Here is a 23755-nt window from a genome sequence, read left to right as displayed (position 1 = left end):
GGCAATCCCAGCTCACGCACTCACCCGTTTTGAGGGCGGCTTTCGATCGCTTGACGATTTCGCGAAAGAGTTTCGAATGTGCGCGAATTGATTTCGATCTAGCTTCGGGCGGACTAGGGTGGATGGGGGCTGCATGCCGGCGTGTCATTTGAATTTAGACGTCTAAATGAGCAGTGCATCCCAATACCCGAAGATGCGCCTGAAAGAGTGCGTAAAAAGTTTCCGGTTTGCATTGCGGTGAACCTGAACAGAGCCGATCATTCAGCCCGCCTGAAGGGGACGCTGGGGACAAGCGGCAACAGTCCGCCATGATCCGGCTTGCCACTGTTCGGCAAAACAAAGTGCGCTGCTCCGCCTGATCAGGTGCAAGGGGAAACCCTCGCATCGTGCTGGCCTATGGCCGAGCGGCAGCCAATCTCTATTCCAAAGTCTGGTTGTCTAAAAGGGGGCGACTGTGGGACTGCACACTTACCGTACTTGGAAATTCGTGGCCTGGGGGCGCAGTTCTGCGCTCGACCGCGGCGACGCCAAGCGCGACAACTGCATAGAGGTAGACCGGGCACGCAAGTTTTCCGCGATGCTGGCCGTGTTGCTGGCGTTGATGGGTGGTTCCTGCGCCAGTGCCCAACAAGTGGAGCCGACGCTGCCGATCTCGCAGCGGCAAACGATCAATCTCGCCGCAGGTGTTCCCCAATACCTGGGGAACGCAAGCTCGACCTCGGATGCTCCACAGAGCAACTGGTGGTACGAAAACAGCAACAACTCGACTGCCTACTCGACGCCCGGCTTCAACGAGAGCACCGATACCAGCGGCAACTGGATGCAAGTAGGCTTGCCCTACGATGCCAATATCTCGCGCACCTTCATCAACCAGGCTTCCGGTGGCGGGCAAGGCTCCTTGACGGGCAACTTCAACTGGTACCGCCTGCATTTCAAGGTGGATCCGAAGTACGCCGGCCAGAAGTTCCTGCTGAAGCTCGAGGGTTCGCACACCGCTGTGCAGGTCTTTGTCAACGGCACTTTGTTGCAAGGCATCAGCGCAGTGGCGGCGGATGCGCAAGCCACGCACGTGGTGGGCTTCGTGCCGGTGATCGTCGATCTGACACCATACATCACGGCCGATGGCAAGACGGACAATGTCATCGCCATCGACGTTTCGCGCGGCGCGCCTTGGTACGAGCAACCCAACTTTTCCGGCGCTTTCCGTTTCGGCCAGGCGATGGCGGGCTTGTTCCGTAACGTGAAGCTATACGTCACCAACCCGGTGCGTATCCCGCCGAACGTCTATTCGAACCAGAAAACATGGGGTACCTACGTAGGTACCGTGTCCGAGGTTCCCGCAGCGCAAGGTACGGCGACCGCCGCTTCGGCTGTCGTCGATGTGCAGACCAACGTGGTGAATGAAACCTCCACGGCACAGCAGGTTACCTTGACGACGCAGATCGTTGACGCCAAGGGCAATGTAGTGGTCACTGCGGCGCCGGTCACGCAAACCGTGCCGGCGATGACGGCCAGTACGTTCCCGTCCGGCGCAACGCCGATGTTCGATCAGAAGATCACGGTACCCAATCCAAGCTTGTGGTATCCGAACAATGCGACCTGCGGAACGCCCGCTGTATTGTGCGGATCACCCTACCTGTACAAGGTCTATCACATCGTCAGCGTGAACGGCGTGGTGGTGGATTCGACCGTAGACACGCTCGGCATTCGCACGATCACGTGGGATGCGAACTTTCCCTACTTCAACGGCCATCCCGTCTATCTGTGGGGCGGCTCGGGCCGCTACGACTATCCGGCTCTTGGTTCTTCGGTGCCCGACGAACAAGTGTGGCGCGACATGGCGCAATTGGCGGCGCAAGGCGGCAACGTCTACCGCCCGGGTCACTCGACCAGCAGTGTGGAGCTGGTGGAAGCGGCCGATGCCTACGGCATCATGATCGATCAGCCCAGCGGCGATGGCGAGGGTTACTGGAACGCCAGTTCCAATCCGACCGCTGACGATCAGCAGCTGAAGCAGGAACTGCATCGCGACATGATCATCCGCGATCGTAGCCATCCGTCCATCCTCGATTGGGAACGGGACAACGGCGGCATGAATACGGCGCTTGCGAGTGAGCTTGGGACCATCGAGACCACCTGGGACAACATCAATCCGCGCGGCAGCGCCGATCGTACGTACAGTCCTTCATTCGGTTTGATCGACGAATGCGACGGTGCCGGTTGCGAGGCCGGCAACAAGCAGCAGAACCCGAACAACCCGGCCTTTGGCGCCGAATATTGGGACAACATGGGCACCGGCCGCGGTCTGGCCTATGACTATGAGCTGGCCTTTGCCGCGCCGTATCTCGACGACTGGCGCAAGGGCAGGGCAGCCAATGCCTTCGGCATGGCGCAGTGGTATTTCGCCGAATCGCCGGGCGAGATCAGCCTGTGGGCCGAGTACCAGAACCAGCCCAACATGGTGAACTTCGTGCGCTCGCTGGGTTACTCCTCGACCGACGCGAATCGCTTCCCGCGCTTGCTTTACTACATCTACCAGGCCAACTGGATACCGTATTCGGTGAAGCCGGTGGTGCACTTGGCGCATCACTGGAACCGCGCCTACGAATACACCGCAAGCACTCCAATCCAGGAAAATGCCTTCAGCAACTGCCCATCGGTGCGCCTGCTGATCAATGGTCAGCCCAACGATCCGGTCACCGGTGCACTGCTGGCGGACCAGGTGCCGAATCCGTGGAACATCAATTCCAGCACGAACCTGACACAGAGCACCACGGTAATGCCGGGGCAGGTGCACTGGATGGTGAACTGGGCCTCCGGCACGGTCACTGCGCAATGCCTGGATGCCAATGGCAATCCGGTGGCGGGCGTGAGCGATACGCAGACGACCGCTGGCGCAGAGAGCAAGATCGTGCTCAGCGTAGTGCCCGATCTGACCAAGCCGGACGGCGCGGCTTTCCAGTGGACCGCCAATGGTTCGGATGCAGCCTTCGTGGTTGCCGAGGTACAGGACGCCAACGGCAACCTCGTGCCGACGGCCGCGGACAATGTCACGTTCTCAGTCACCGGGCCGGCCACCTATATGGGCGGCACACAGCAGCTCGTTGCCGACCCAACTTTGACCAATTACTACCAGGACGCGTTTTCCAAGGCCAACAGCAGCGTGATCCAAGGCCTGCCTTACGCGTTCTTCCATTCGCCCGGCGACCCGGAACTGAACTTCGAAGGCGGCTTGCAGAAGATCGCCCTGCGTAGCACGTTTACGCCTGGCACCGTCACGGTGACTGCGACGGCGCCTGGGCTGCAAAGCGCAAGCGTGACGTTGACCTCGGTAGCACCCGTTGCGCCTTCGCAATCGCAAGCGCCGGTGATCATCGTTCCGCCGGTGAACGAGGCGGCCACGTCGGGTTATCCGGCGACCTTCAGTGTCGTCGCCTCGGGCTCGGGCACGCTCAGCTATCAGTGGTCCGACAAAAACGGCCCGATTGCCGGCGCTACCAGCGCTACGTACACCACGCCTGCAACAGCTGCCGCGGACAACGGCGACACCTTTACGGTGACGATCGCCAGCAGCTATGGCACGGTGACATCCACGCCAGTGACTCTCAGCGTTGATGCTCCCGCTAACGTGGTCATCACCACGCAGCCGGTTTCCCAAGCGGTGGTGGATGGGCAATCGGCCACGCTGACCGTAGCGGCGACGGGTTCGCCGACACTCACTTACCAGTGGTATCAGGTCGGCTCGGGCGCCATTTCCGGTGCAACTCAGGTCTCGTACACCACGCCTGTGTTTACCACGGCTGGCAGCTCAAGTTTCTATGTTGTGGTCAGCAACGCGCTCGGTTCGGTTCAGTCCTCCACTGCGGTGGTGACGATCGATGCCGCCACCCCGGTGTCCTTTGCCACGCAGCCGGCCAGCACCATCGTGCCCGTGAATGAGCCGGTGCAGTTTACGGCGGTGGTTGCCGGGTCTGCGCCCTACACCTATCAATGGCAGTTCACGCCTCCGGGCGGTGCCGCCACCGTGCTCAGTGGCGGAACGCAACAGTCCAATACCCTCACGTACACGATTCCTGCGGTGAGCGTCGCGAACGTTGGCACGTATACAGTGACGGTGAACAATGCGGCTAGCGCGCCTGCCACCAGCAATGCGGCAAAAATCACGCTCGCACCGCCTGGCGTCAACCTGGCCCTGGACGCGCTGGCAACTTCAAGCAGCACGCAGAACGCGTGCAACGACGCAACGACCACGCCGCCGTACTCGGGCACCAATTGCCTGGGGCCGGAGAACGCCGTCGACGGCAATCTTTCCTCGCGTTGGGGTTCGGCGACTGCCGGCGCACCGCCGACACCTGCGGTTGCCGGTGTCGATCCCTCGTGGCTGCAGGTCGACCTGGGTTCGGTACAAGCCTTCAATACCGCCATCATCAACTGGGAAAACGCGTACGCGACCCAGTATCAGATCCTCTACAGCAGTGATGGGAGTTCGTGGAAGACGGCCTACAGCACCACCACCGGTGCAGGCGGAACGGAAACACTCAGCTTCCCGACGGTAAGTGCCCGCTATGTCCGGCTGAACGGGACTCAGCGCGCAACGCAGTACGGCTACTCGGTCTATGAGTTCCAGGTCTACAACGTGCCGCAATGTGGCGGCGCATCGGAGCGCTACACCGTCAATGCGTCCAACGCCAGCCTGGTGACGGACAACCTGACCGGCTTGACCTGGACCCGCACCGTCATGACGGATACCACGCCGGGTTCGCAATTTACCGGCGTGAATGCGCAGACCTATTGCGCGGGCATCAATATGCGATTGCCCACGCAGCAGGAAGCGAAGAGCATCGGCGGCGTAAACAATGCGACTTGCGCTTTCTCGGGAACCTGGAGCACGTGGACGTCGACGGCCGACCCGAACGATTCCAGCAAGAGCGCGGTCGCGAGCTTCGACGGCACCTCGGCCTACCAGGTGACCAACAACTATCCTGGCGCCACGTTGTGCACCTCCGGTACCGACGCCGGCGCGGCGCCCACGATTACGGTGCAGCCGATCAACCAGTCCGTAGCTGTCGGGCAGACGGCGACCTTTAGCGTGACGGCGACCGGCCTGGGTAGCTTGAGCTACCAGTGGTCCAAGAACGGAAGCCCGATCGCAGGAGCGACGTCGGCCAGCTATACGACGCCAGCTACTACGTCTGCCGATAACGGCGCGGTCTTCAGCGTGGCTGTCGGTGACGTGTTTGGCACGACCAACAGCAACGGCGTCACGCTCACTGCGCAGGTCAATAGCTGCAGTGCCGCTCCGAGTGTGCCGGGAACCTTGGCTGCAGGTGCCAATGGCTCCACCCAGGTCAACCTGGCCTGGGGTGCGAGCACGGCGGGCAGTGCATGCACGGTCAGTTACACCATCTACCGCAGCACGCTTGCCGGGTTCACTCCTTCTGCGGCCAGTCAGCTGGCTACATCGGCTGGATCCACCTATTCGGATACGAGCGTAGCGGCCGGTACCACGTACTACTACATCGTTGAAGCCAGCGATGCGGCTGGTGCTTCGGCGGCTTCCAATACTGCTACGGCGACGACCTCCGCCTCGACCTGCACCACCAACTGCGGCGGTACGGATGCCATTGCCATCAGCGCAGGTGGCCCTGCTGCCGGCACTTTCGCCGCCGATGCGGATTTCAATGGCGGCACGGCGTCGGGCAGCAATGCGACGATCAATATCAACGGGGTGACCAATCCCGCGCCGCAGTCGGTCTATCAGCATCAGCGCTTCGGCAACTTCACCTACACGCTTCCTGGCCTGACGCCGGGTACCAGCTACGTAGTGCGTCTGCACTTCGACGAGTTCTACTGGACCCAGGCGGGGCAGCGTGTGTTCAACGTCAGCATCAACGGCACCCAGGTGTTGACCAACTTCGATGTGCTAGCGGCCGCAGGTGGGCAGGACATTGCCATTGCCGAACAGTTTGCGGCGACTGCCAATGCGCAGGGCCAGATCGTGCTGCAGTTCAGCACCGTCAAGGACAATGCCGAGGTCAACGGCATCGAAGTCGAAAATGCAAGCGCGACCAATACACCGCCCAATGCGCCGTCGAATTTGTCGGCAACGGTGGCTTCCTCCAGCCAGGTCAATCTGGGCTGGACGGCCTCGGCAACGTCGGGCGTAACGTACACGGTCTTCCGCAACGGCACGGCCGTGGCCAATAACCTGAGCGGAACAAGCTATAACGATACCGGGCTGACATCCTCCACTACGTACTCCTACACGATCGAAGCGGTCGATTCGGTGGGTACGTCGATGGCTTCCAACACTGCGACGGCAACCACGTTCGATGTGGACTGCGTATCGGGTTGCGGTTCGGATGTGCTTGCGATCAGCGCGGGCGGTTCCGCGTCGGGCAGTTACGTTGCCGACGAGTACTTCAACGGTGGCGCGGCGTCCGGCACGGGCTCGACGATCAATACCGCTGGCGTGACGAATCCCGCTCCCCAGTCGGTGTATCAGCACCAGCGCGTAGGCAACAATTTCAGCTATACGCTTCCGGGTTTGACTGCTGGAGCCAGCTACGTAGTACGCCTGCACTTCGCCGAGTTCTACTGGACCAAGGCGGGGCAACGCGTGTTCAACGTGGGCATCAACGGCACGCAGGTGTTGAGCAACTTCGACATCGTGGCGACCGCCGGTGGCCAGGACGTCGCCATCGTCGAGCCGTTTACGACGACCGCCAATGCCCAGGGCCAGATCGTGCTGCAGTTCACCACGATCACCGACAATGCCGAGGTCAACGGTATCGAAGTGGTCGCGCCGCCGCCGGGCTCGCCCAGCCAACTGAGCGTGACGCCGGCTTCCACCAGCCAGATCAACTTGAGCTGGGCGGCGTCATCAGCCGCAGGCGTGGTCTATGACATCTTCCGCAGCACTACAGCCGGCTTTACGCCTTCCAGTGCCAATCAGATCGCCACGGCCGCCGGCACCAGCTACTCCGACACCGGTCTTGCCCAGAACACCACTTACTACTATGTGGTCGAGGCTTCCAATACGGCCGGCACCTCGGCGCCGACTGCGCAAGGCAGCGCCAGCACCTTGTCGATTCCGCTGGCGCCGACGAACCTGGCGGCAACCTCCGCTTCGTCCAGCGAGGTCGATCTGAGCTGGACAGCGTCGGCCACGTCGGGAGTGACGTATACGGTGATTCGCAATGGCACTGCCGTTGCGAATGGCCTTGCCGGAACTACCTACAGCGATACCGGCCTGACGGCGTCGACCGCGTACTCCTATACGGCCGAGGCGGTCAACGCGGCGGGTACTTCTCCAGCCTCCAACACCGCCATGGCTACGACATCGGGGCCGCCTACCGCGACGGCACCGGCCATTACCACGGCCCCAGGCAACCAGGCGGTCACGATCGGCCGGACAGCCACGTTCTCCGTAGTGGCCAGCGGCAGTTCACCGACTTATCAGTGGTACAAGAACGGCTCGGCCATCGCAGGGGCAACCGGCGCAAGCTACACCACGCCGGGAACCACCTATGCCGACAACGCCAGCAGTTTCACGGTGACGGCCAGCAACTCCGCCGGATCCGTCACTTCTTCGGCCGCGACGTTGAGCGTCAATCTTGCACCCAGCTATACGATCGCGCCCGGCTATATCGTCACCGACCTCAACAACAATACCGGTGGTGCGTGGACCGACAGCCAGATCTACGTCGAGATTCTCGGCAATGATCCGGCCACCGGCGCGCTGTCCTGGGTCAATTACGATGGCACGATCACCAAAGCCAATGTGTCGGACAACACAGCCGCCAATGCATTGGTTGGACCGAACGGGCAGACGTATCCCAACTACGCGTTCACGCTTGCCCAGGCCAACCACCAGCTGAAGCTGCCGCCGCTGACTTCCGGCCGCATCTACGTCTCCGAAGGAAGCCCGTTGTACATGTCGATCATGGCGGGCACGAACGGCGGCAACAATGGCTACGCCGGGCCCAATCCGCTCAATAACACCGATCCCAGCATCAATGTCCACTACGATTGGTACGAGTTCAACTACGCCGCCAACGGTGGGATCTACATCAATACCACCCAGGTGAATCAGTTCGGCCTGCCGTTGCTGCTGGATGTGTGGGGCTCCAACGAGACCTACCACATGCAGGTAGGCATCAACGAGTCGATCGCCAACCTCGACCAGGAGTACCTCAGCCAGACGCCGGCGGCTTTCCATACGCCGACACCGAGCAACCTGCGCATCCTGTCGCCGGCGGAAACCACCTTCAACGCTGGTGGAACCCATGCGAACTACTTTGACAGCTACATCGCCAGCGCATGGACGCAGTACAGCAGCACGCCTTTGACCATAATCGTCAACGGCCGCCAGTTCAGCGGCACTGCCGCCGGATCGACCTTGACCTTTAAAGAAGTCAATCCGGCTGCGGCCAATGTCGGTGAGACCTTCGTCGTGCAGCAGCCGTCCACACAGGATGTGTTGTTGTGTGCCGGGACGATGGCCAGTGGTGTAACGGGAAGCACTGCCCAGCAGCAAGACGAAAACGCCATCCAGCTGCAGCTGGAAAACCAGATCTGCGCAGCGACAAACCGTGGTGTGCTGCTTACCCCCGCGAACTGGGCGACGGCTTCGACTTATTACCAGTCCTCGCCCGCCAACTTCTATTCGCAGTTCTGGCACCAGCACTCGGTGGGGGGCCTGGCTTACGGCTTCTCGTATGACGACAACAACAACCAGAGCACGACCATCGTGACCCAGCAGCCGGAACACATGGCATTGGGAATTGGTTGGTAAATCCATCGCCCCTCTCCTGCGTGTAGCAGGGGAGGGGTCGAGTAGGCTGGGATGACAATCCCAGCATCACAAGGCACCGAGCACGCTGGGATTGCCATCCCAGCCTACCCCGTCACGGATGCGTTCCCCGTCTCCAAGTGTCCGCTGTAACGGCGTATCCAGCTCGAATCGCTAGCGAGTGTGAGGGTGAAGTCGTACCAGCCGTTCGTGTTTGCCACGGCGGCGAAGTAGGTATCGATCGTCGCGCCGGCAGCGACGTCATAGGTCCAGGGACCTTCGCTCGTGTAGTTGTTGGCGGCTATGGTGAAGGTGACCGATGCGCTGCCGGCATTGCTCAGCGCGAAGTAGATTGCCAATTGGCCGGAGACGGGATCGATGGCATAGGATGAGGTGACGCTGCAGTTCTGGCCGGCGTTGTTGAGGTTGCCGGCAAAACGGCGCAGAAAGCGATTTGGGCCAATCACGCTCAGGTTGTAGCTACCGCTGCCATAGCCGCTGCCAACATTGAAGAAATCGCGGACCGAACCATTGCTGCCGTTGCCATAGGCGTCGATCGTGTATTGCCACGGACCACCGCTGCGATGGGCATTGGCATAAATCGCCAGCGGTACCGCGCGGGTGGCGGTGGGGCCAACATTGAGCATCTGGATCCAGATCAGAATCTGGCCGTTCGCACCGTACTGGACCGAAGAAATATTGGCATCCGGCTGGTAGGGCAGGGCGCGCGCGGTACGCGTACCCGGTTCCTGTGCGGGGAGGCTGTTGGGTGCGTTGCTGTTGGTGGGATTGGGCAGCGGATCACAGGTGCCGCTGCGACTGATGACGGTATCGGTGGCCGGCAAGTTGGTGGGCAAGCCCAAAATCGGGTTGTTGAAATCGAAGGCACCGGTAAGGTCGCCGCTGACTTGGCGCCGCCACGCGCTGATCGAGGAGCAGATCGCCGGCTTGCCAAGGGCGCTGGTCCAGGTTTCCAGGAAGCGGATCACCGAGGTGTGATCGTAGATCTGTGAATCGACCACGCCGCCGCGAGTCCACGGCGAGCAGATCATCATCGGTACGCGAAAACCCATGCCGATCGGTTGCGTCTGGCCATTCACACTAATGAACTCGCCGGCCGTGCCGCCGGGCGGTACCGGTGGCGGGACGTGATCGAAGAAGCCGTCATTCTCGTCGTAGTTGAGGATCAGCGCCGTGGAGTTCAACGTATCCTGGTCGGCCGCCAGGGCCTGCAGCACCAGGTTGATGAAATGCGCGCCATTGTTCGGCGGCGCGTCGGGATGCTCGGAGAAATCCTGGCTGGCCACGATCCAGCTCACCTGTGGCAGCGTGCCGTTGAGCACGTCGTTGCGGATGGCCAAGGCAATATCGTCGGGTGTGGAACCGGTGGTGCCCGGCACCGAGGCCATGCCTTGCTGATACAGCGCGCTGGACGTGGGCGCGTTGGCGAACTGGCTGAAATAGGCCAGGCCGTTGTCGCCGAAGTTGTCGGCGGCGTTCTGGTACACCTTCCAGCTCACGCCGGCAGCTTGCAGTTCCTCGGCATAGGTCTCCCAGCTGAGGCCGGATTCGGAGCCGCCGTTGTAGGCCGGGCCGCCGTTGCTGCCCGACGGGTCGATCATGCCGCCCCACAGGTAAGTGCGATTGGGTCCGGTGGCGCTGAGGATGGAACAGAAGTAGTGGTCGCAGACGGTGTACGCATCGGCGAGGGCGTAGTGGAACGGAATGTCTTGGCGCGTGAGATAGCCGAGCGTGCGCACCGTGCCCTTGGCGATGACCCACGAATCCATCTTGCCGTTGTTCCAGGCCCCATGCTGGGTCGACCACGAATGATCCAGGCTGCCATCGCATTGGCTGAGGATCTCGCTGCTTTGCCCGAACGTGGGCGAGGTGGTGTTGAACGCCCAGGGATATTGGCGTGACAAGAGGTTTGGTTGATCGAAGACCGAATAGCCGCCGGAAAGCGTGATGCCGGCGCGGTCGCCAAAGCCGCGTACGCCCTGCAGGGTGCCGAAATAATGATCGAAGCTGCGGTTCTCCTGCATCAGGATCACCACGTGACGGATGTCGGTGATACTGCCCGTACCGGCGGTGGTGGAAGCGGCTCGCGCCGGCTTGATGTTGCCGCCCAGTGTGTATCCGGTGACGCCAAGAGCAGCGGCTTTGATCGACAACGCAAGAAACTTACGGCGGTTCATCTCGACCATGGGAGCCTCGCGCCTGAGTTTGGGTTGTTCGATCAACGATAAGTGTTCTGTATGCCGCTTTTGTGACGTGGACAGGACAGGTGCGGCGCCACGGATATTCACGGCTTTTGCACGTGGAATATGCGCGAGGCAATGTTGCACGGATTCGATCCATGGCCTGTCAGTAAGCCTACTTTGAGCGTTGACCGGTAGATGCCGACCAGGCAGGCGGCCGCTTGCCGGCAGCCAGGCGAAGCTCTACAGTCCGCTCCAGCGCCGGTTCGATGTTTTCCTTCGTCAAGAGGTGAGGGCATGGACATATCCGATCTGCTTGCCAGCATGGCCACGGAGCACGCGTCCGACCTTTACCTGAGCCACGGCGCGCCACCTGCGCTGGTCGTGGCGGGAGTGTCGCGCTTTGTCGGCGACAAGGCGCTCTCCCCCATGGATACCCACGAGATTGCCTATTCGCTGATGAACGATCGTCAGCAGAAGGAGTTCGAGTCCACCCTGGAGATGAATCTCGGTATCGCGCCGGCAGGCATCGGCCGGTTTCGAGTCAACATCTATCGGCAGCGTGGCGAAGTCGCGATCGCGATTCGTTACATCACCACGGACATTCCGGACATCGACAGCCTGAGACTGCCGTCCAAACTGCGCGACCTGGTGATGTTGCCGCGTGGATTGGTGCTGGTGGTCGGGGCCACCGGCTCGGGAAAATCGACGACCCTGGCCTCGATGCTCGATTACCGCAACAGCCAGCGTAGCGGGCACATCCTCACCGTCGAAGACCCGATTGAATACCTGCATCAGCATCGCAAGTCGATCGTCGACCAGCGCGAGGTCGGCATCGACACGCTGAGCTATCCCAATGCGCTGCGCAATGCCATGCGCGAGGCGCCGCATGTGATCATGATCGGCGAAATCCGCGACCGGGAAACCATGCAGCAGGCCATCTCCTATGCCGAGACCGGCCATTTGTGCCTGTCGACGCTGCATGCCAACAATGCCAACCAGACACTCGACCGCATACTCAATTTCTTTCCCGATACCGCGCGGCATCAGTTGCTGATCGACCTGTCCCTCAATCTGAAGGCAGTCATTTCGCAACGGCTGTTGCACGCCGTCGATGGTACCCGCGTTCCGGCGGTGGAACTGCTGCTGGTTACCGCCTATATTTCCGAGCTGATCGAAAAAGGCGAGATCGCGACCATCCGCGAAGCCATGAAGCAGAACAGCGAAGTCGGCATGCAGACTTTCGATCAGGCGCTGTACGCGCTCTATTCAGCCGGCACGATCGATTACGCCGAGGCACTGGAGCATGCGGACTCGCGCACCGATCTGGCCTTGCAGGTTCGCCTGCAGGGCCCGGCGCCGCGCGGGTCTGCGGCCGTGCCTACCGTAGTGGAAGGGGTGAACGTGCCGCTGTCCTTGCTGCTGGGCAAATAGTCCCTGTTTCTCAGCGTTTGCGCTTGGGTTTGGCGCCAGAGGTGCCACCGTTCATGGCCTGCGCAAGAATCGCATCCATCAGCCCAGGAAAACGCGCGTTGAGATCCGTCAGGCGCAAGCTGTTCTGATGGATGGTGCCCTCGGCGCGGGTGTGTACGAGCCCTGCATCGCGCAGGATGCGGAAGTGATGGGACATGCTTGATTTGGGGCGGTCACCGTCCAGCTCTCCGCAGGTAGCCGTCTCCACGCGCGCCAGATGCAGGACGATTTCCAGCCGGATCGGGTCGCTGAGCGCATGAAAGATCCGCTCTAGGGTCAGCTGGTCGGCGGACGGGTGTTTGTGTGGACGCATCGAAGCGATGATAAAGCTTTTGATCTTTCTTTGGTAGTTCGATTATTATCGAATAACAGTACATAAACCCGGAGCCCTCCCCATGCCCGCCTTGTTCGAACCGTTCAAACTCAAGGACGTCATCCTGCGCAACCGCATCGTCGTACCGCCGATGTGCCAGTACACGGCGCAAGACGGCCTGGTCAACGATTGGCACCGCGTGCACCTGGCCGGGCTGGCGCGCGGCGGCGCCGGACTGGTCATCGTGGAGGCGACCGCGGTGTCGCCCGAAGGCCGCATCACGCCCGGCTGCGCCGGATTGTGGACGGATCAGCAGGCACAGGCTTTTGTACCCATTGTCGAGGCCATCAAGGCAGCCGGTGCGGTGCCTGGTATCCAGATCGCCCACGCCGGGCGCAAGGCCAGCGCGAACGTGCCGTGGGAGGGCGATGACCATATCGCTGCGGACGATGCGCGCGGCTGGCAGACCATTGCCCCGTCGGCCCTGCCGTATGGCGCCCATCTTTCCAAGCCGCCGCGGGCGATGAGCTTGCAAGACATCGCCCGCGTACGCGCGGATTTCGTCGCGGCCGCCCGGCGTGCGCGCGATGCCGGTTTCCAATGGCTGGAACTGCACTTCGCCCACGGTTACCTCGGGCAGAGTTTTTTCTCGCCGCACTCCAACCAGCGCGATGACCTCTATGGCGGCAGCCTTCAGAATCGCAGCCGTTTCCTGTTGGAAACCCTGGCCGCGGTGCGTGAGGTATGGCCTGAGCATTTGCCACTGACCGCTCGTTTTGGCGTGATCGAGTACGACGGACGCGACGAGGAGACGCTGGTCGAATCCATCGAATTGGCCAAGGGCTTCAAGCAACGGGGATTGGACTTGCTCAGCGTCAGCGTTGGTTTTTCCACGCCCACGGCCAGCATTCCCTGGGCGCCCGCCTTTCTGGCGCCGATTGCCGCGCGGGTGGGTTGCGAAGCGGGCCTTCCGGTTGCCTCGGCCTGGGGCATCGGCACTCCTGAACTGGCCGAGCGCGTGCTGCGGGACGGCCAGCTCGATCTGGTGATGGTCGGACGGGCGCATCTTGCCGATCCGCATTGGCCGTACAAAGCTGCGCGTGCCTTGGGTATAGAGCGGCCGTCGTGGACGTTGCCTGCGCCTTACGCCCATTGGCTGGAGCGCTACGAAGCGGCCTGAACGGGCACTGCCGGTGTCATCCAGTTAGCGCGGTGTTTCAGCATCGCCGGATGCTGCTCCCTCCCCTACGTGTAGTAGGGGAGGGTTGGGGTGGGGTGAAGCAACGTCGCGGTGAACTCAAACGCCGCGGCAAGCTCGTACAACCCCACCCCAGCCCTCCCCTGCAAGCAGGGGAAGGAGCCGCATGTCGCGCAGTGGAATTGCGGGTGGTGCAGGTGTTCTGTATATTAGAAACATCTAATATTCGAATATTTCTATGCATCCATTGCTTCTCGCTACCTTGGGCGGCGTTCTGGTTGGATCGGCCGCCGTCCTGCTGATGGGCTCGCTGGGCCGCATTGCCGGCATCAGCGGCATCGCGTCAGGTCTGGTGTCGGGTGCGTCGGCAGGGGATCGCGCCTGGCGCGTGTGTTTTTTCCTGGGACTGGTCGCCGCGCCAATGAGCTTGTCATGGTGGCCGGCCGTTCGCGTAGGGGCACCCCAGGTAGGCTGGCCCTGGATGCTGGCGGCGGGCCTCCTGGTCGGGCTGGGCACCAAGCTCGGCAGTGGTTGCACCAGCGGCCACGGTGTATGCGGTATGGCACGCCTGTCGCCACGCTCGATGGTGGCGACTACGGTCTTCATGCTGGTGGCGATGGCCACGGTATTCGTGGTGCGACACATTTTCGCAGGCCTGCCCGCATGAAGTACCTGACGGCTGGCTTGGCGGGATTGATGCTCGGTATTGGCCTGGTGCTGGGCGGGATGACGCAGCCGGCGGTAGTGCTGGATTTCCTGGACGTGGCAGGTGCCTGGGATCCGCGCTTGCTGTTCGTGATGATGGGAGCGATTCCGGTCACGCTGATCGGCTACCGATGGGTATGGCGACAGCCCGCACCGTGGCTCGCCGGTGGGTTTCTCCTGCCGCAAACGCGCCGTATCGATGTGCGCCTGATAGGCGGTGCGGCTTTATTCGGCGTGGGTTGGGGGCTTGCCGGTTATTGCCCCGGCCCAGCCCTGGCGTCGTTGGCAAGCGGTTTGTTGCCGGTAGCGGGACTGGTTGCCGCAATGGTGCTGGGCTGGCGCCTGGCGGATCACATTTGAAGGAAACGCATCATGGCATCTCCCGAGGTCAAGGCTTTCTTCGACGATTCCAGCAACACCTTCAGTTATGTGGTCTGGGATCCGGCGACGCGCGAGGCGGCGGTCATCGATAGCGTGCTCGATTTCGACCAGGCTTCGGGACGCACGGGCCATGCCTCAGCCGACGCCATAGTGAACTTTGTGCAAGCCACCCGCTTGTCGTTGGTGTGGTTGATCGAAACCCACGTGCATGCCGATCACCTTTCTGCGGCGCCTTACCTGCAAGCGCAACTGGGCGGGAAACTGGCCATCGGCGAGCACATCGCCCAGGTGCAGGGGGTGTTCGGCAAGCTGTTCAACGCAGGTACCGCGTTCCAGCGCGACGGCAGCCAGTTCGATCATTTGTTCAAGGACGGCGAACGCTATCGCTTGGGCAGCATCGAAGCCTTCGCTCTCTACACGCCCGGGCATACTCCGGCTTGCATGACGCACGTGATCGGCGATGCGGCCTTCGTCGGCGATACGCTGTTCATGCCTGACTATGGTTCCGCACGTTGCGATTTCCCTGGCGGGGATGCTGCCGCGTTGTATCGCTCTTCGCGCAAACTGTTCGAACTGCCGGACGAGACACGCGTCTTCCTGTGTCACGACTACAAGGCGCCGGGTCGCGAAGACTATGGCTACGCGACGACGATAGGCGAGCAGAAACGAAACAACATCCACCTGCGCCAGGGCGTGAGCGAAGAGGAGTTCGTGCAACTGCGCAGCGCACGGGATGCCAAGCTGGCCATGCCGCGCCTGTTGCTGCCATCGGTGCAGGTCAACATGTGTGCGGGGCGTCTGCCACCTCCCGAGGAAAATGGCATTCGTTATCTCAAGCTGCCGCTGGATGCTCTATGAGCAAGACGGCTGCCAACATGTCCCGCAAACGGCCGGCCGCTGGCCTGGATGTCAAGGCCATGCAACGCCGTGCCGACGATGTCGTGACCATGCTCAAGGCCATCGGCAACCAGAACCGCCTGTTGCTGCTGTGCCAGCTGGTGGAAGAAGAGCGTTCGGTCAACGATCTGGCAGAGACCTTGGGCGTAGCACAAAGCGTGGTTTCACAGCATCTGTCGTTGTTGCGTCGTGAGGGCCTTATCAAAGGTCGTCGCGAGGGACAGTCAATTTTCTATCGCATCAGCGACGAGCGTGTGCATGCGTTGATGGCGGCGTTGCATGAGGTGCTTTGCAAGCGGTAGGCTGGGATCAGCCTACGTGCTGCGAACGCGTGTATCCACGGCTCGTTCCAGCACAGTCGCACCATCGCCCAGCAGGATATGAAGCGTGCAATCCATGCATGGATCGAAGCTTTGCACGACGCGTTGGATATCGATGCCGACGAAATCATCCGAACCGTGGTAGCGGCTTTCAATGATGCGCGTATTGGCCAAGGCTTGCTCAAGCGGCCCTGGCATGCCATCGGGCATGCGCGTTCCGACGTTGATGCGTGAAGGGATGGCGATCTGGTAGTTGTCGATCACCTGCTCATTCAGCACGGCCCAATGCGCGAGAAAGCCGCGGCTGGCGCCCCACAAGCCGACACCGAGGTGCCGTCCCGTCGGCGCGTCGTCGAGCGATATCCGCGTACGAGTGTCGCCCGCGGCAATCGCCGCTTCGGCCAGCGCGATGTTTTCGCGCGTGACGCCGAGGTTGAAAGCGAGGGAATACGCCCGGGCGCGGTTGCGCTCGAAGGTGTTCCATAGCGAAGGGATGTTCCAGCGCAGGGCGATTTCGCGGCCGTTTTCATCCGGCAAGCTGAAATCCAGCCCGACACCATCGGCCGCCACGTGCCTGCCGGGCGGCAAGGCTTGCGCCGCTGCGCTCAAGTAGAGCCGCGCATAAGCCCCGACTTCGAAATTGTGGCCGCGCCAGGTGAAGCTGGAGCCCCAGCTGTAGGCGTTGGGATTGTGCGCTTTGGCCGTTTCGGTCCGCTTATTCCATGGATGGAGGTGCGAGATGGGGTTGCCATTGGGGTCCGCGCTGATCATCGCGCGCGGTTGTGCTGCACGCCGTTGATAGGAGTGGTCCAGATGCTCTTCCATGCCGGCATTGAGCAAACTCAACGCCGTGCAGACCAACTGGCCGTCGATCAACGCGCCGGGCGTGGACCAGCGCTGTGCGCCCCAGGCGTCGCAGCGCGCGTAGCTGCCGTCGTAGTGATCCGGATGATCCCATTGGCCAAAGTCGAGCATCGAGGCCGATGCGCGCCCAAGGTCGGCATAGCGCGGTTCGGCTTCCAGCAGGAAGTCGAAAACTTCATCCCAGACCGCGGCGGCCTTTTGGCTATAGGCGGCAAACGGCTGTAAAACAGCGCTGAATTCGGCCAGCTTGGCCACGTCGGCAGGCAGGGCGACCCCACCGGGGACGATCGACTCCGAGTGCGGGTACTTGCCGCCCAGCAGTGTGTAAGCCTGACGTGCGCGCGCCGCCATCTGCAGCGCCTCCCGGTACAAGGCACCACTGCCTTTGTCGAGCGCTGCCATGAGGTCGCCGACACGCGCATAGCCGTGCTGCTGGGAGTATCGGCATGCTGCCTTTTGCGCGCGGCTCAAGATTTCCGGATTGGTTCTTTCGAACGCTTGGTGCGAGTAGTCCGGCCCGGCCAGCACGAACAGATGCAGGCAGCTGTCGTTGAGGTACTGGCAGCTCAAAAGCAGGTTGCGCAAGACGATGCCAAGGGGCGGCGGCGCCAGGCCAAGTGCCATTTCCAGGCACAGCGCCGAAGCGGTGGCGTGCACGCCACCGCAAATGCCGGAGGCAGTCGCGCTGATCAGTCCGATCTTGCCCAAGTCGCGTCCCGGCAGCAGTGCCTCGTAGCCTTTGAACAAGCTGGCCATCGACGCGCTTTCCATCACCGTGCGGCTTTCAAGATCGACTCGGCAATGCACCGCCAAGCCACCTTCGAGTCGCGCCAGCGGGTCGGTCTGCGCCGCAGCGGCGGCCAGGTTTGCGTGATTGCGTGCGCGCATCTCGCGCATCATCACAGCGCTCAATTCACCGGTTGTGCCGGTGTCTTCCTCGTTTGTTTGCGCATGCGCGTGCAAGTCCATGCTCAATCCTTCAGTCCGAGAGCGTGGCCGGGGGCCGGGGAGGGGCATCGACGTAGCCGTACCACGCCGTTTCCAGTGCGTCGCCGTAGACCGCTCGCTTGACCTTGATCCAGATCTGGTTGCCCCAGTCATGGTGCCAGTACAGCAGCGGGTCGTTGGTGACGTCTTCGCTGGCCAGCGCCCAATGCAGCAGGCGCCGGTTCCATAGCCGGTGGTCGTCATTGCTGATCGCACCCTGCAGCAGCTGCCGTTCGAAGTAATCGGTGACACTGACCTCGGTGTATTCGTCGAAGCGCGAACCCATGTCAAGCCAATGCCCCTGCGAGCGGCTGCGCAACACGACATCGATGGATGCCCCGGTGCTGTGTATGGGGAAAGTGCGCGCGTCGTTGCGATCAAATGTGCGTGGGTCGCGCAGGTAGCCCGACGCAAATTGCCGAAGCTCTTCGTCGCTCGCCCCGGGGTTTGCCTGGCGCCCAAGCTCCCAAAAGTACCCCCATAGACCATGCTGGCATTCGATCGAACGGTAGGCGTCGAGGATCAGCAATTGCGCATCGTAAGCGGCCAGCAGGCGGTCGGCGCGCGCCAGCTTCTCGGCGAACGTCCGGCGCAGCCAGCCATCGGTCCGGCTGCCCGCAATCGGCTTGCCGTAAGGCGCGTTGCTGCCGTCGTCGATCGCATGCCAGGAGAGGAAGCCCAGGCCGTAGTCGCGCACGTCGACCATTTCCTCGGCAAACAGCCTGGAACTGCGATCGAGCGGAATCTGGTAATGGGGCTTGCGGATTTCCGCCAAGTCGACCTGGGGAATGCGGTAATCGATGTCGTACATGATCGGGAGGGCCTCAAATTTAGTTGCCACTCAGCAGGCGCATCTTTTCGGCGAACAAGGGGCTTTCATAGCGCCGCTCGTCCTGCGCCAGACGGTACACCCGTGCGCGCGTCTCAGGCTGGAGCTTGGCAGCCAGATAGCGGAATGATTCTGGCTCTTCATTGAACAGGCGCGACAGGCAGCGCGCAGTGTGGTGCGTGGTCGGGTCGGAGAGCAGGGCTGCAAAGCTGTCGAGATCGGTGAGGGTGCTGTTGTTGATGCGGTGCTCGATCTCCGGACAAGCGCGCGCCAGTTCGCCCTCGATGTGGAAGATATACAACCAATGACATTCCATTGCGCCGGCCGCCGTCAGCGAGCGCTGCATGAAGCGTTGCTGGGTGCCGGTGACATAGATGTCGTTGACGATAATGACCCTGTGTTTGGCGAAGCGTAGCCAGCCTGGGTCGGCAGCTGCCGTGTCTTCCATGCGCTGCCGCTCGACCACGCGCTGCGCCAGCGAACAGTTGCTGTAATTGTGCGAAAGCCGAAACTCTTCCAGGCTGCGCACGGCGATCTGTTCGAACGATAGCCGCAAATCCACCAAGGGCAAGTCGACGCCTCGCTCGCGCAGCATCCTGTGCATGCGTTCGGCCAGCAGATTGGCGCCGGCCGGAAGCTGGTAATACGCCGGCGCAGTCAGCGCCCACGCGTCGGCCTCTGCACCGGCTGCCAGCACTTCCGCCGCCAGATCGCCGAGTTTGTCGGCGAAAAAATCGACATCGGCCATGCGCCCGAGTTTCATGCCGGGATAGTGCCGGTACATGTCATCATCGTAGAGGCGCGGCGGCTCGGCCACTCGCGCCAGCGCCAGGATCTTCGCCGGGGTGCTTTCCTCCAGGGGTTTGGCAGCATCCGGGAAGGGCGTTCCCGTCATGCTGTTTCCTTGACCCAGGCGTGGCCGGCTGGCAATTGGCCTCGCGCCATCGGCGGCAGCAGCTCGTATGAAAAGCTTTTCTCCAGCGGCGTCACCCAGATCCGCGAGGAGAGGTTCACCTTGTACAGCTCGAACAGTTTGTCGTCGTCGGCGCGGGTTTCGCTGTACACGCGCCGATCGATCAGTTCATAGAAATCGCGCGGAACGAAATCCTCATCAAGCATGATGTGGGCGGTGCGGTCGCCGTCGCTGACCCACCACTCGAATTTCATCTCGCTATTGCAGCGGTTGACGCAACGGTCGTTCTGCATCACGGTCAGCGTGCCGCGATCGGCACAAAGCGTGACGTAGTTCAGTGAGTCGAGCACGCCGGGTCCGGGATGGGCACTGACCACAACCAGGTTGTCGCGCCGCCACAGGCTGTCTGCGGAAAGCGCGACGGCCGCGACCTGCATGGCGCGATAGCCGACAGCGGTGCCCCACCAGAGCGAGCGTTGATGCTGGCGCGTGGCTTCCTGGTAGTCCAACGTCAGCACCTCGTCGTGATCGACGACACGGGTCAGCAAGCCTTCGGCCGGGATGTACTGCCTGGATGAGTAGGTGTGCATGGGGGGGCCTTGATGGAGAGGGAGAAAATACGCTCAGCAAATGCGTGGCAGTTGTTCGCCGATCAGCATGTCGACGATGCGCTTGCCGCCAAAGACAGTCTGCATGTGAACACGGCCGGAGCGACCGTCGGCGAGCACTGCACCGATGTCGGCCGCGTCCCGCCCCAGCGGGTGCGCGCGCAAGGCTTGCAGCGCTGCGGCGGCTTCGGCTTCCGGCACCACCGCGACCAGCTTGCCTTCGTTGGCCAGGTAGAGCGGGTCGAGGCCGAGAATCTCGCAGAATCCCTTGACCTCCTGCCGTATCGGCGTCGCGGTCTCGGTGATTTCGATGGCGCAGGCCGAGGCTTCGGCGATTTCGTTCAGGACCGACGCAATGCCGCCGCGCGTCGCATCACGGATAAAGCGTGTTCCCGGCGCGGCGGCCAGCAGCACGGAAATCAAATCGTGCAAGGCGGCACAGTCGCTTTGAATCGGACTGCTCAGGTGCATGTCGCCGCGCGCATTCAAAATGGCGGCACCGTGATCACCCAGATAGCCGTTGACCAGGATGCGATCGCCGGGGCGCGCCCGGTTGGCGCCGAGCTGGTGGCTCTGGCGAATCACGCCGATCCCGGCCGTGTTGATGAATATTTTGTCGCAACTGCCGCGCCCGACTACCTTGGTGTCGCCGGTGACGATGCTGACGCCGGCAGCCTTGGCTGTCTCGGCCATGGAAGTGACGATGCGGCGCAGTGTCTCCACTTGCATGCCTTCCTCAATGATGACGGCGCAAGTCAGATACAGTGGCGTGGCGCCGCCTACAGCCAGGTCATTCACGGTGCCGCACACGGCCAGCTTGCCGATGTCGCCGCCGGGGAAGAAGATCGGGTCGACGACGTAGGAGTCGGTTGTCATGGCCAGGCGGTCGCCTAGGCGCGCGAGGTCGGCTAAGGGCATGCGCGCCTGGTCTTCCAGGGTATTGAGCGTCGGATTGCTGAACGCGTTGATGAAGACATCATCGATCAGCTCGCGCATCGCCTTGCCGCCGCCACCGTGCGCCAGCGTGATGAGCGGAGTGGCCATTTTGCCGCGCCGGATGCGCAGATCTTCCGCTGCGCCGCGGGTCGTTGTTGTTGTCGTCTCTTCCTGCTTGGCGTTCATGCGGCGTTTTCTCCCACCGGCTGATCGTTGCTGACCCCACGGGGGCCGCCGCCATACTGGTAATAGGCGGCGCACGCGCCTTCGCTCGACACCATCAGCGCGCCCATCGGTGTCTGCGGCGTGCAGGCCTTGCCGTAGACCTTGCACTGCCAGGGTTTGATCACGCCTTTGAGCACTTCGCCGCACTGGCAGGACTTGGGTTCCGCGATGGCGACGGCGGGCAGGGCGAATTTCCGTTCTGCGTCATAAGCGGCATATTGGGCGGTGAGCTGCACACCGGAATGGTCGATCGAACCCAGGCCGCGCCATTCGAAGAACGGGCGCAATTCGAACACGCGACCGATCGCCTGCAGGGCGGCGGGGTTGCCATCTTCAGGAACGACGCGGCTGTACTGGTTCTCGATACGTGCGTGCCCCGCATCGAGCTGTTTCAACACCATCCACAGCGACTGCAGGATGTCGAGCGGTTCGAAGCCGGAGATCACCACGGGCCGCCGGTAGTGCTCGGCGATGAAGCCATAAGGGCGGGTGCCGATCACCATGCTGACGTGGCCGGGGCCGAGAAAGCCGTCGACCTGGAAATCTTCCGAGTCGAGCACCGCCTTGATCGTCGGGATGATCGTGATGTGGTTGCAAAAGAGCGAGAAATTGCCGATTCCCGCCGCCTCGGCCTTGAGCACGGTGAACGCCGTGCTGGGCATGGTGGTCTCGAAGCCGAGTCCGAAGAACACCACTTCCTTGTCCGGATGGCTGCGCGCGATCTTCAGTGCGTCCAGCGGCGAATAGACCATGCGCACATCGGCGCCCAGCGATTTGGCCTGCAACAGGCTGCGTTTGGACCCCGGGACGCGCATCGCATCGCCGAAGGTGGTCATGATGGCATTCTCGTGTTCGGCGATCGCCACGCAATCGTCGACCCGCCCTATGGGCAGTACACAGACCGGGCAACCCGGCCCGTGGATCAGCTCCACACTCGGCGGCAGCATGTTCTCGATGCCGTAGCGGAAGATCGAATGAGTGTGGCCGCCGCACACTTCCATCACGTAGACCGGACGGCCGCGGTGGGCGGCGAGCTTGTCCGCCAGCGGTGTGATTTCCTTGATCAGCTTTTGCGCTTGCGCCGGATCGCGGTATTCATCCACATATTTCATGGTTTGGCCCCGGTAGGTTCTTGAGTTTGGTTGCCCGCAGATCCGCGCTCGTCGGCCAGCAGCGTATGCACCAGATCCCACAGCACGTGGTAGATGGCGACGTGACACTCCTGGATGCGGTGGATGCTGTCCGAGTCGACTACCAGGCAATGGTCCAGTCCGGCCTTGGCCATCTCCCCTCCGTCACCGCCGCATAGGCCGATGGTGGTGGCGCCGTTTTTCCTGGCCTGCGCAAACGCGCGCAGCAAGTTGGCCGAATTGCCGCTGGTGGAGATGCCGATCAGTGCATCCTCCGCCCGCACCAGGCTCGCCACCTGGCGCGCGTACACGTGCTGGTAGCCGACGTCATTGGCGATGGCACTCATCACGGTCTTGTCGCAGCTGAGGTCGAAAGCCGGCAGCGCCGGACGGCCGGTCGTTACCGGATGCAGGAACTCGACCGCGATATGCGACGCATCCGAACTCGAACCGCCGTTGCCCATCGTGAAGAGCCGGCCCTGTCTTCGATAGACATCGGCAATGGTGCGTGCGCAGCTGACCACCGCCTCGCCGTGTGTCGCGAAGAATCGCTGGACTATGTCCAGATGCTGGGCGATCTTTTGCTGTACCGAAACCAGCAGGGCCTGCCCCATGGTGGCGCTATCGGTCTTTTTCGCGGCAAGAAACGGATAAAGCGCCTGCAGCGTGTCGCTGTTCGGGGCGGTGCTCATGACTCGCTTTCCTGCATGGCCGCCAGCTCTTCCTGCACCTGGCCCAGTTCGGTCAACACCGCGAGTGTGGCCTGAGCTTCGGTTTCGTCAATCACGCTCATGGCAAAGCCCACATGGACCAGCACCCAGCGGTCGAGCAGCGATTCCAGCGCTTCACCGCCTTGGGCGACGCAGCTCAAATCCACCGCGCGCTGGATGCCGCCCACGTCGACGACGCCGAGCAGTTGAACGCTATCGGTGATGGCGACGATTTTCCCCGGTATGCCTAGGCACATATGCCTTTCCTTTG

The 23755-nt window shown here is 62.0% G+C and carries 17 protein-coding genes; 7 read left to right on the top strand and 10 right to left on the bottom strand.

The genetic code is table 11. The features are described 5' to 3' along the window. Positions 1 to 454 precede the first annotated feature (454 nt). Positions 455 to 8797 (top strand): beta-1,3-glucanase family protein, encoded by an 8343-nt coding sequence (locus tag QQJ96_RS04675; protein WP_284330801.1) that lies wholly within the window; start codon positions 455 to 457, stop codon positions 8795 to 8797. Positions 8798 to 8901: 104 nt separating this feature from the next. Here the strand turns inward: QQJ96_RS04675 and QQJ96_RS04670 are convergent, their stop codons facing one another. After that, positions 8902 to 11001 carry a phosphocholine-specific phospholipase C gene (locus tag QQJ96_RS04670; protein WP_284330800.1) on the bottom strand — a complete coding sequence of 700 codons (2100 nt, stop codon included), beginning with the start codon at positions 10999 to 11001 and terminating at the stop codon, positions 8902 to 8904. Between the two features lie 291 nt (positions 11002 to 11292). On the opposite strand from QQJ96_RS04670, the gene QQJ96_RS04665 reads away from it, so the two are divergent. Then, positions 11293 to 12429, top strand: coding sequence for a PilT/PilU family type 4a pilus ATPase (locus QQJ96_RS04665; protein WP_284330799.1), 1137 nt, complete (start codon positions 11293 to 11295; stop codon positions 12427 to 12429). A 10-nt stretch (positions 12430 to 12439) separates the two neighbouring features. Here QQJ96_RS04665 and QQJ96_RS04660 read toward each other — a convergent pair whose 3' ends face one another. Beyond that, a complete protein-coding gene (locus QQJ96_RS04660) occupies positions 12440 to 12781 on the bottom strand; it encodes an ArsR/SmtB family transcription factor (protein ID WP_284330798.1) in 342 nt (113 codons plus the stop codon). An 82-nt stretch (positions 12782 to 12863) separates the two neighbouring features. Here QQJ96_RS04660 and QQJ96_RS04655 point away from each other — a divergent pair, with 82 nt between their 5' ends. The 5 genes from QQJ96_RS04655 to QQJ96_RS04635 all read left to right on the top strand — a co-directional run bounded on the left by QQJ96_RS04655 (position 12864) and on the right by QQJ96_RS04635 (position 16264). Further along, positions 12864 to 13961, top strand: a complete 1098-nt coding sequence (locus QQJ96_RS04655) for an NADH:flavin oxidoreductase/NADH oxidase (protein ID WP_284330797.1) — start codon at positions 12864 to 12866, stop codon at positions 13959 to 13961. Positions 13962 to 14217: 256 nt separating this feature from the next. Beyond that, complete coding sequence (locus QQJ96_RS04650; RefSeq protein WP_284330796.1) at positions 14218 to 14646, top strand: YeeE/YedE family protein; 429 nt, start codon at positions 14218 to 14220, stop codon at positions 14644 to 14646. Next, the gene (locus QQJ96_RS04645; RefSeq protein WP_284330795.1) at positions 14643 to 15044 is read left to right on the top strand and encodes a DUF6691 family protein; all 402 of its coding nucleotides are present in this window, start codon (positions 14643 to 14645) and stop codon (positions 15042 to 15044) included. The genes QQJ96_RS04650 and QQJ96_RS04645 overlap by 4 nt, the downstream gene beginning before the upstream one ends. Positions 15045 to 15056: 12 nt before the next feature. After that, entirely contained in the window at positions 15057 to 15923 is an 867-nt protein-coding gene (locus QQJ96_RS04640; protein WP_284330794.1) for an MBL fold metallo-hydrolase, read from the top strand. After that, positions 15920 to 16264 (top strand): ArsR/SmtB family transcription factor, encoded by a 345-nt coding sequence (locus QQJ96_RS04635; protein ID WP_284330793.1) that lies wholly within the window; start codon positions 15920 to 15922, stop codon positions 16262 to 16264. Before QQJ96_RS04640 ends, QQJ96_RS04635 begins: the two co-directional genes overlap by 4 nt. 12 nt (positions 16265 to 16276) lie before the next feature. Here the strand turns inward: QQJ96_RS04635 and QQJ96_RS04630 are convergent, their stop codons facing one another. From QQJ96_RS04630 to QQJ96_RS04595, 8 genes are read right to left on the bottom strand one after another with little or no spacing between them, the layout of a single operon-like run. Further along, complete coding sequence (locus QQJ96_RS04630) at positions 16277 to 18115, bottom strand: nickel-dependent hydrogenase large subunit (protein ID WP_284330792.1); 1839 nt, start codon at positions 18113 to 18115, stop codon at positions 16277 to 16279. A 10-nt stretch (positions 18116 to 18125) separates the two neighbouring features. Next, positions 18126 to 18944 (bottom strand): M15 family metallopeptidase, encoded by an 819-nt coding sequence (locus QQJ96_RS04625; RefSeq protein WP_284330791.1) that lies wholly within the window; start codon positions 18942 to 18944, stop codon positions 18126 to 18128. A 19-nt stretch (positions 18945 to 18963) separates the two neighbouring features. Further along, complete coding sequence (locus tag QQJ96_RS04620; RefSeq protein WP_284330790.1) at positions 18964 to 19857, bottom strand: hypothetical protein; 894 nt, start codon at positions 19855 to 19857, stop codon at positions 18964 to 18966. Then, positions 19854 to 20465, bottom strand: a complete 612-nt coding sequence (locus tag QQJ96_RS04615; protein ID WP_284330789.1) for a hypothetical protein — start codon at positions 20463 to 20465, stop codon at positions 19854 to 19856. The genes QQJ96_RS04620 and QQJ96_RS04615 overlap by 4 nt, the downstream gene beginning before the upstream one ends. Positions 20466 to 20498: 33 nt before the next feature. Next, on the bottom strand, positions 20499 to 21605 hold the full coding sequence (hypE, locus tag QQJ96_RS04610; protein WP_284330788.1) for a hydrogenase expression/formation protein HypE: 1107 nt from the start codon (positions 21603 to 21605) through the stop codon (positions 20499 to 20501). Then, the gene (hypD, locus tag QQJ96_RS04605; protein WP_284330787.1) at positions 21602 to 22756 is read right to left on the bottom strand and encodes a hydrogenase formation protein HypD; all 1155 of its coding nucleotides are present in this window, start codon (positions 22754 to 22756) and stop codon (positions 21602 to 21604) included. Before hypD ends, hypE begins: the two co-directional genes overlap by 4 nt. Further along, positions 22753 to 23466 carry a D-sedoheptulose-7-phosphate isomerase gene (locus QQJ96_RS04600; RefSeq protein WP_284330786.1) on the bottom strand — a complete coding sequence of 238 codons (714 nt, stop codon included), beginning with the start codon at positions 23464 to 23466 and terminating at the stop codon, positions 22753 to 22755. The genes hypD and QQJ96_RS04600 overlap by 4 nt, the downstream gene beginning before the upstream one ends. Then, positions 23463 to 23741, bottom strand: coding sequence for a HypC/HybG/HupF family hydrogenase formation chaperone (locus tag QQJ96_RS04595; RefSeq protein WP_284330785.1), 279 nt, complete (start codon positions 23739 to 23741; stop codon positions 23463 to 23465). The genes QQJ96_RS04600 and QQJ96_RS04595 overlap by 4 nt, the downstream gene beginning before the upstream one ends. Positions 23742 to 23755 lie beyond the last annotated feature (14 nt).

The sequence above is a fragment of the Dyella flagellata genome (genome assembly GCF_030160275.1).
In the GTDB taxonomy this organism is placed as follows: domain Bacteria; phylum Pseudomonadota; class Gammaproteobacteria; order Xanthomonadales; family Rhodanobacteraceae; genus Dyella_B; species Dyella_B flagellata.
Note: the sequence above shows the minus strand (reverse complement) of the source record. Positions and strands in the feature narration are given on the sequence as shown.

Excerpts from the sequence above, each read along its gene's own strand:
- QQJ96_RS04670 (WP_284330800.1), bottom strand. The coding sequence starts at position 11,001 with ATGGTCGAGATGAACCGCCGTAAGTTTCTTGCGTTGTCGATCAAAGCC.
- QQJ96_RS04665 (WP_284330799.1), top strand. The coding sequence starts at position 11,293 with ATGGACATATCCGATCTGCTTGCCAGCATGGCCACGGAGCACGCGTCC.
- QQJ96_RS04660 (WP_284330798.1), bottom strand. The coding sequence starts at position 12,781 with ATGCGTCCACACAAACACCCGTCCGCCGACCAGCTGACCCTAGAGCGG.
- QQJ96_RS04655 (WP_284330797.1), top strand. The coding sequence starts at position 12,864 with ATGCCCGCCTTGTTCGAACCGTTCAAACTCAAGGACGTCATCCTGCGC.
- QQJ96_RS04650 (WP_284330796.1), top strand. The coding sequence starts at position 14,218 with ATGCATCCATTGCTTCTCGCTACCTTGGGCGGCGTTCTGGTTGGATCG.
- QQJ96_RS04645 (WP_284330795.1), top strand. The coding sequence starts at position 14,643 with ATGAAGTACCTGACGGCTGGCTTGGCGGGATTGATGCTCGGTATTGGC.
- QQJ96_RS04640 (WP_284330794.1), top strand. The coding sequence starts at position 15,057 with ATGGCATCTCCCGAGGTCAAGGCTTTCTTCGACGATTCCAGCAACACC.
- QQJ96_RS04635 (WP_284330793.1), top strand. The coding sequence starts at position 15,920 with ATGAGCAAGACGGCTGCCAACATGTCCCGCAAACGGCCGGCCGCTGGC.
- QQJ96_RS04630 (WP_284330792.1), bottom strand. The coding sequence starts at position 18,115 with ATGGACTTGCACGCGCATGCGCAAACAAACGAGGAAGACACCGGCACA.
- QQJ96_RS04625 (WP_284330791.1), bottom strand. The coding sequence starts at position 18,944 with ATGTACGACATCGATTACCGCATTCCCCAGGTCGACTTGGCGGAAATC.
- QQJ96_RS04620 (WP_284330790.1), bottom strand. The coding sequence starts at position 19,857 with ATGACGGGAACGCCCTTCCCGGATGCTGCCAAACCCCTGGAGGAAAGC.
- QQJ96_RS04615 (WP_284330789.1), bottom strand. The coding sequence starts at position 20,465 with ATGCACACCTACTCATCCAGGCAGTACATCCCGGCCGAAGGCTTGCTG.
- hypE (WP_284330788.1), bottom strand. The coding sequence starts at position 21,605 with ATGAACGCCAAGCAGGAAGAGACGACAACAACAACGACCCGCGGCGCA.
- hypD (WP_284330787.1), bottom strand. The coding sequence starts at position 22,756 with ATGAAATATGTGGATGAATACCGCGATCCGGCGCAAGCGCAAAAGCTG.
- QQJ96_RS04600 (WP_284330786.1), bottom strand. The coding sequence starts at position 23,466 with ATGAGCACCGCCCCGAACAGCGACACGCTGCAGGCGCTTTATCCGTTT.
- QQJ96_RS04595 (WP_284330785.1), bottom strand. The coding sequence starts at position 23,741 with ATGTGCCTAGGCATACCGGGGAAAATCGTCGCCATCACCGATAGCGTT.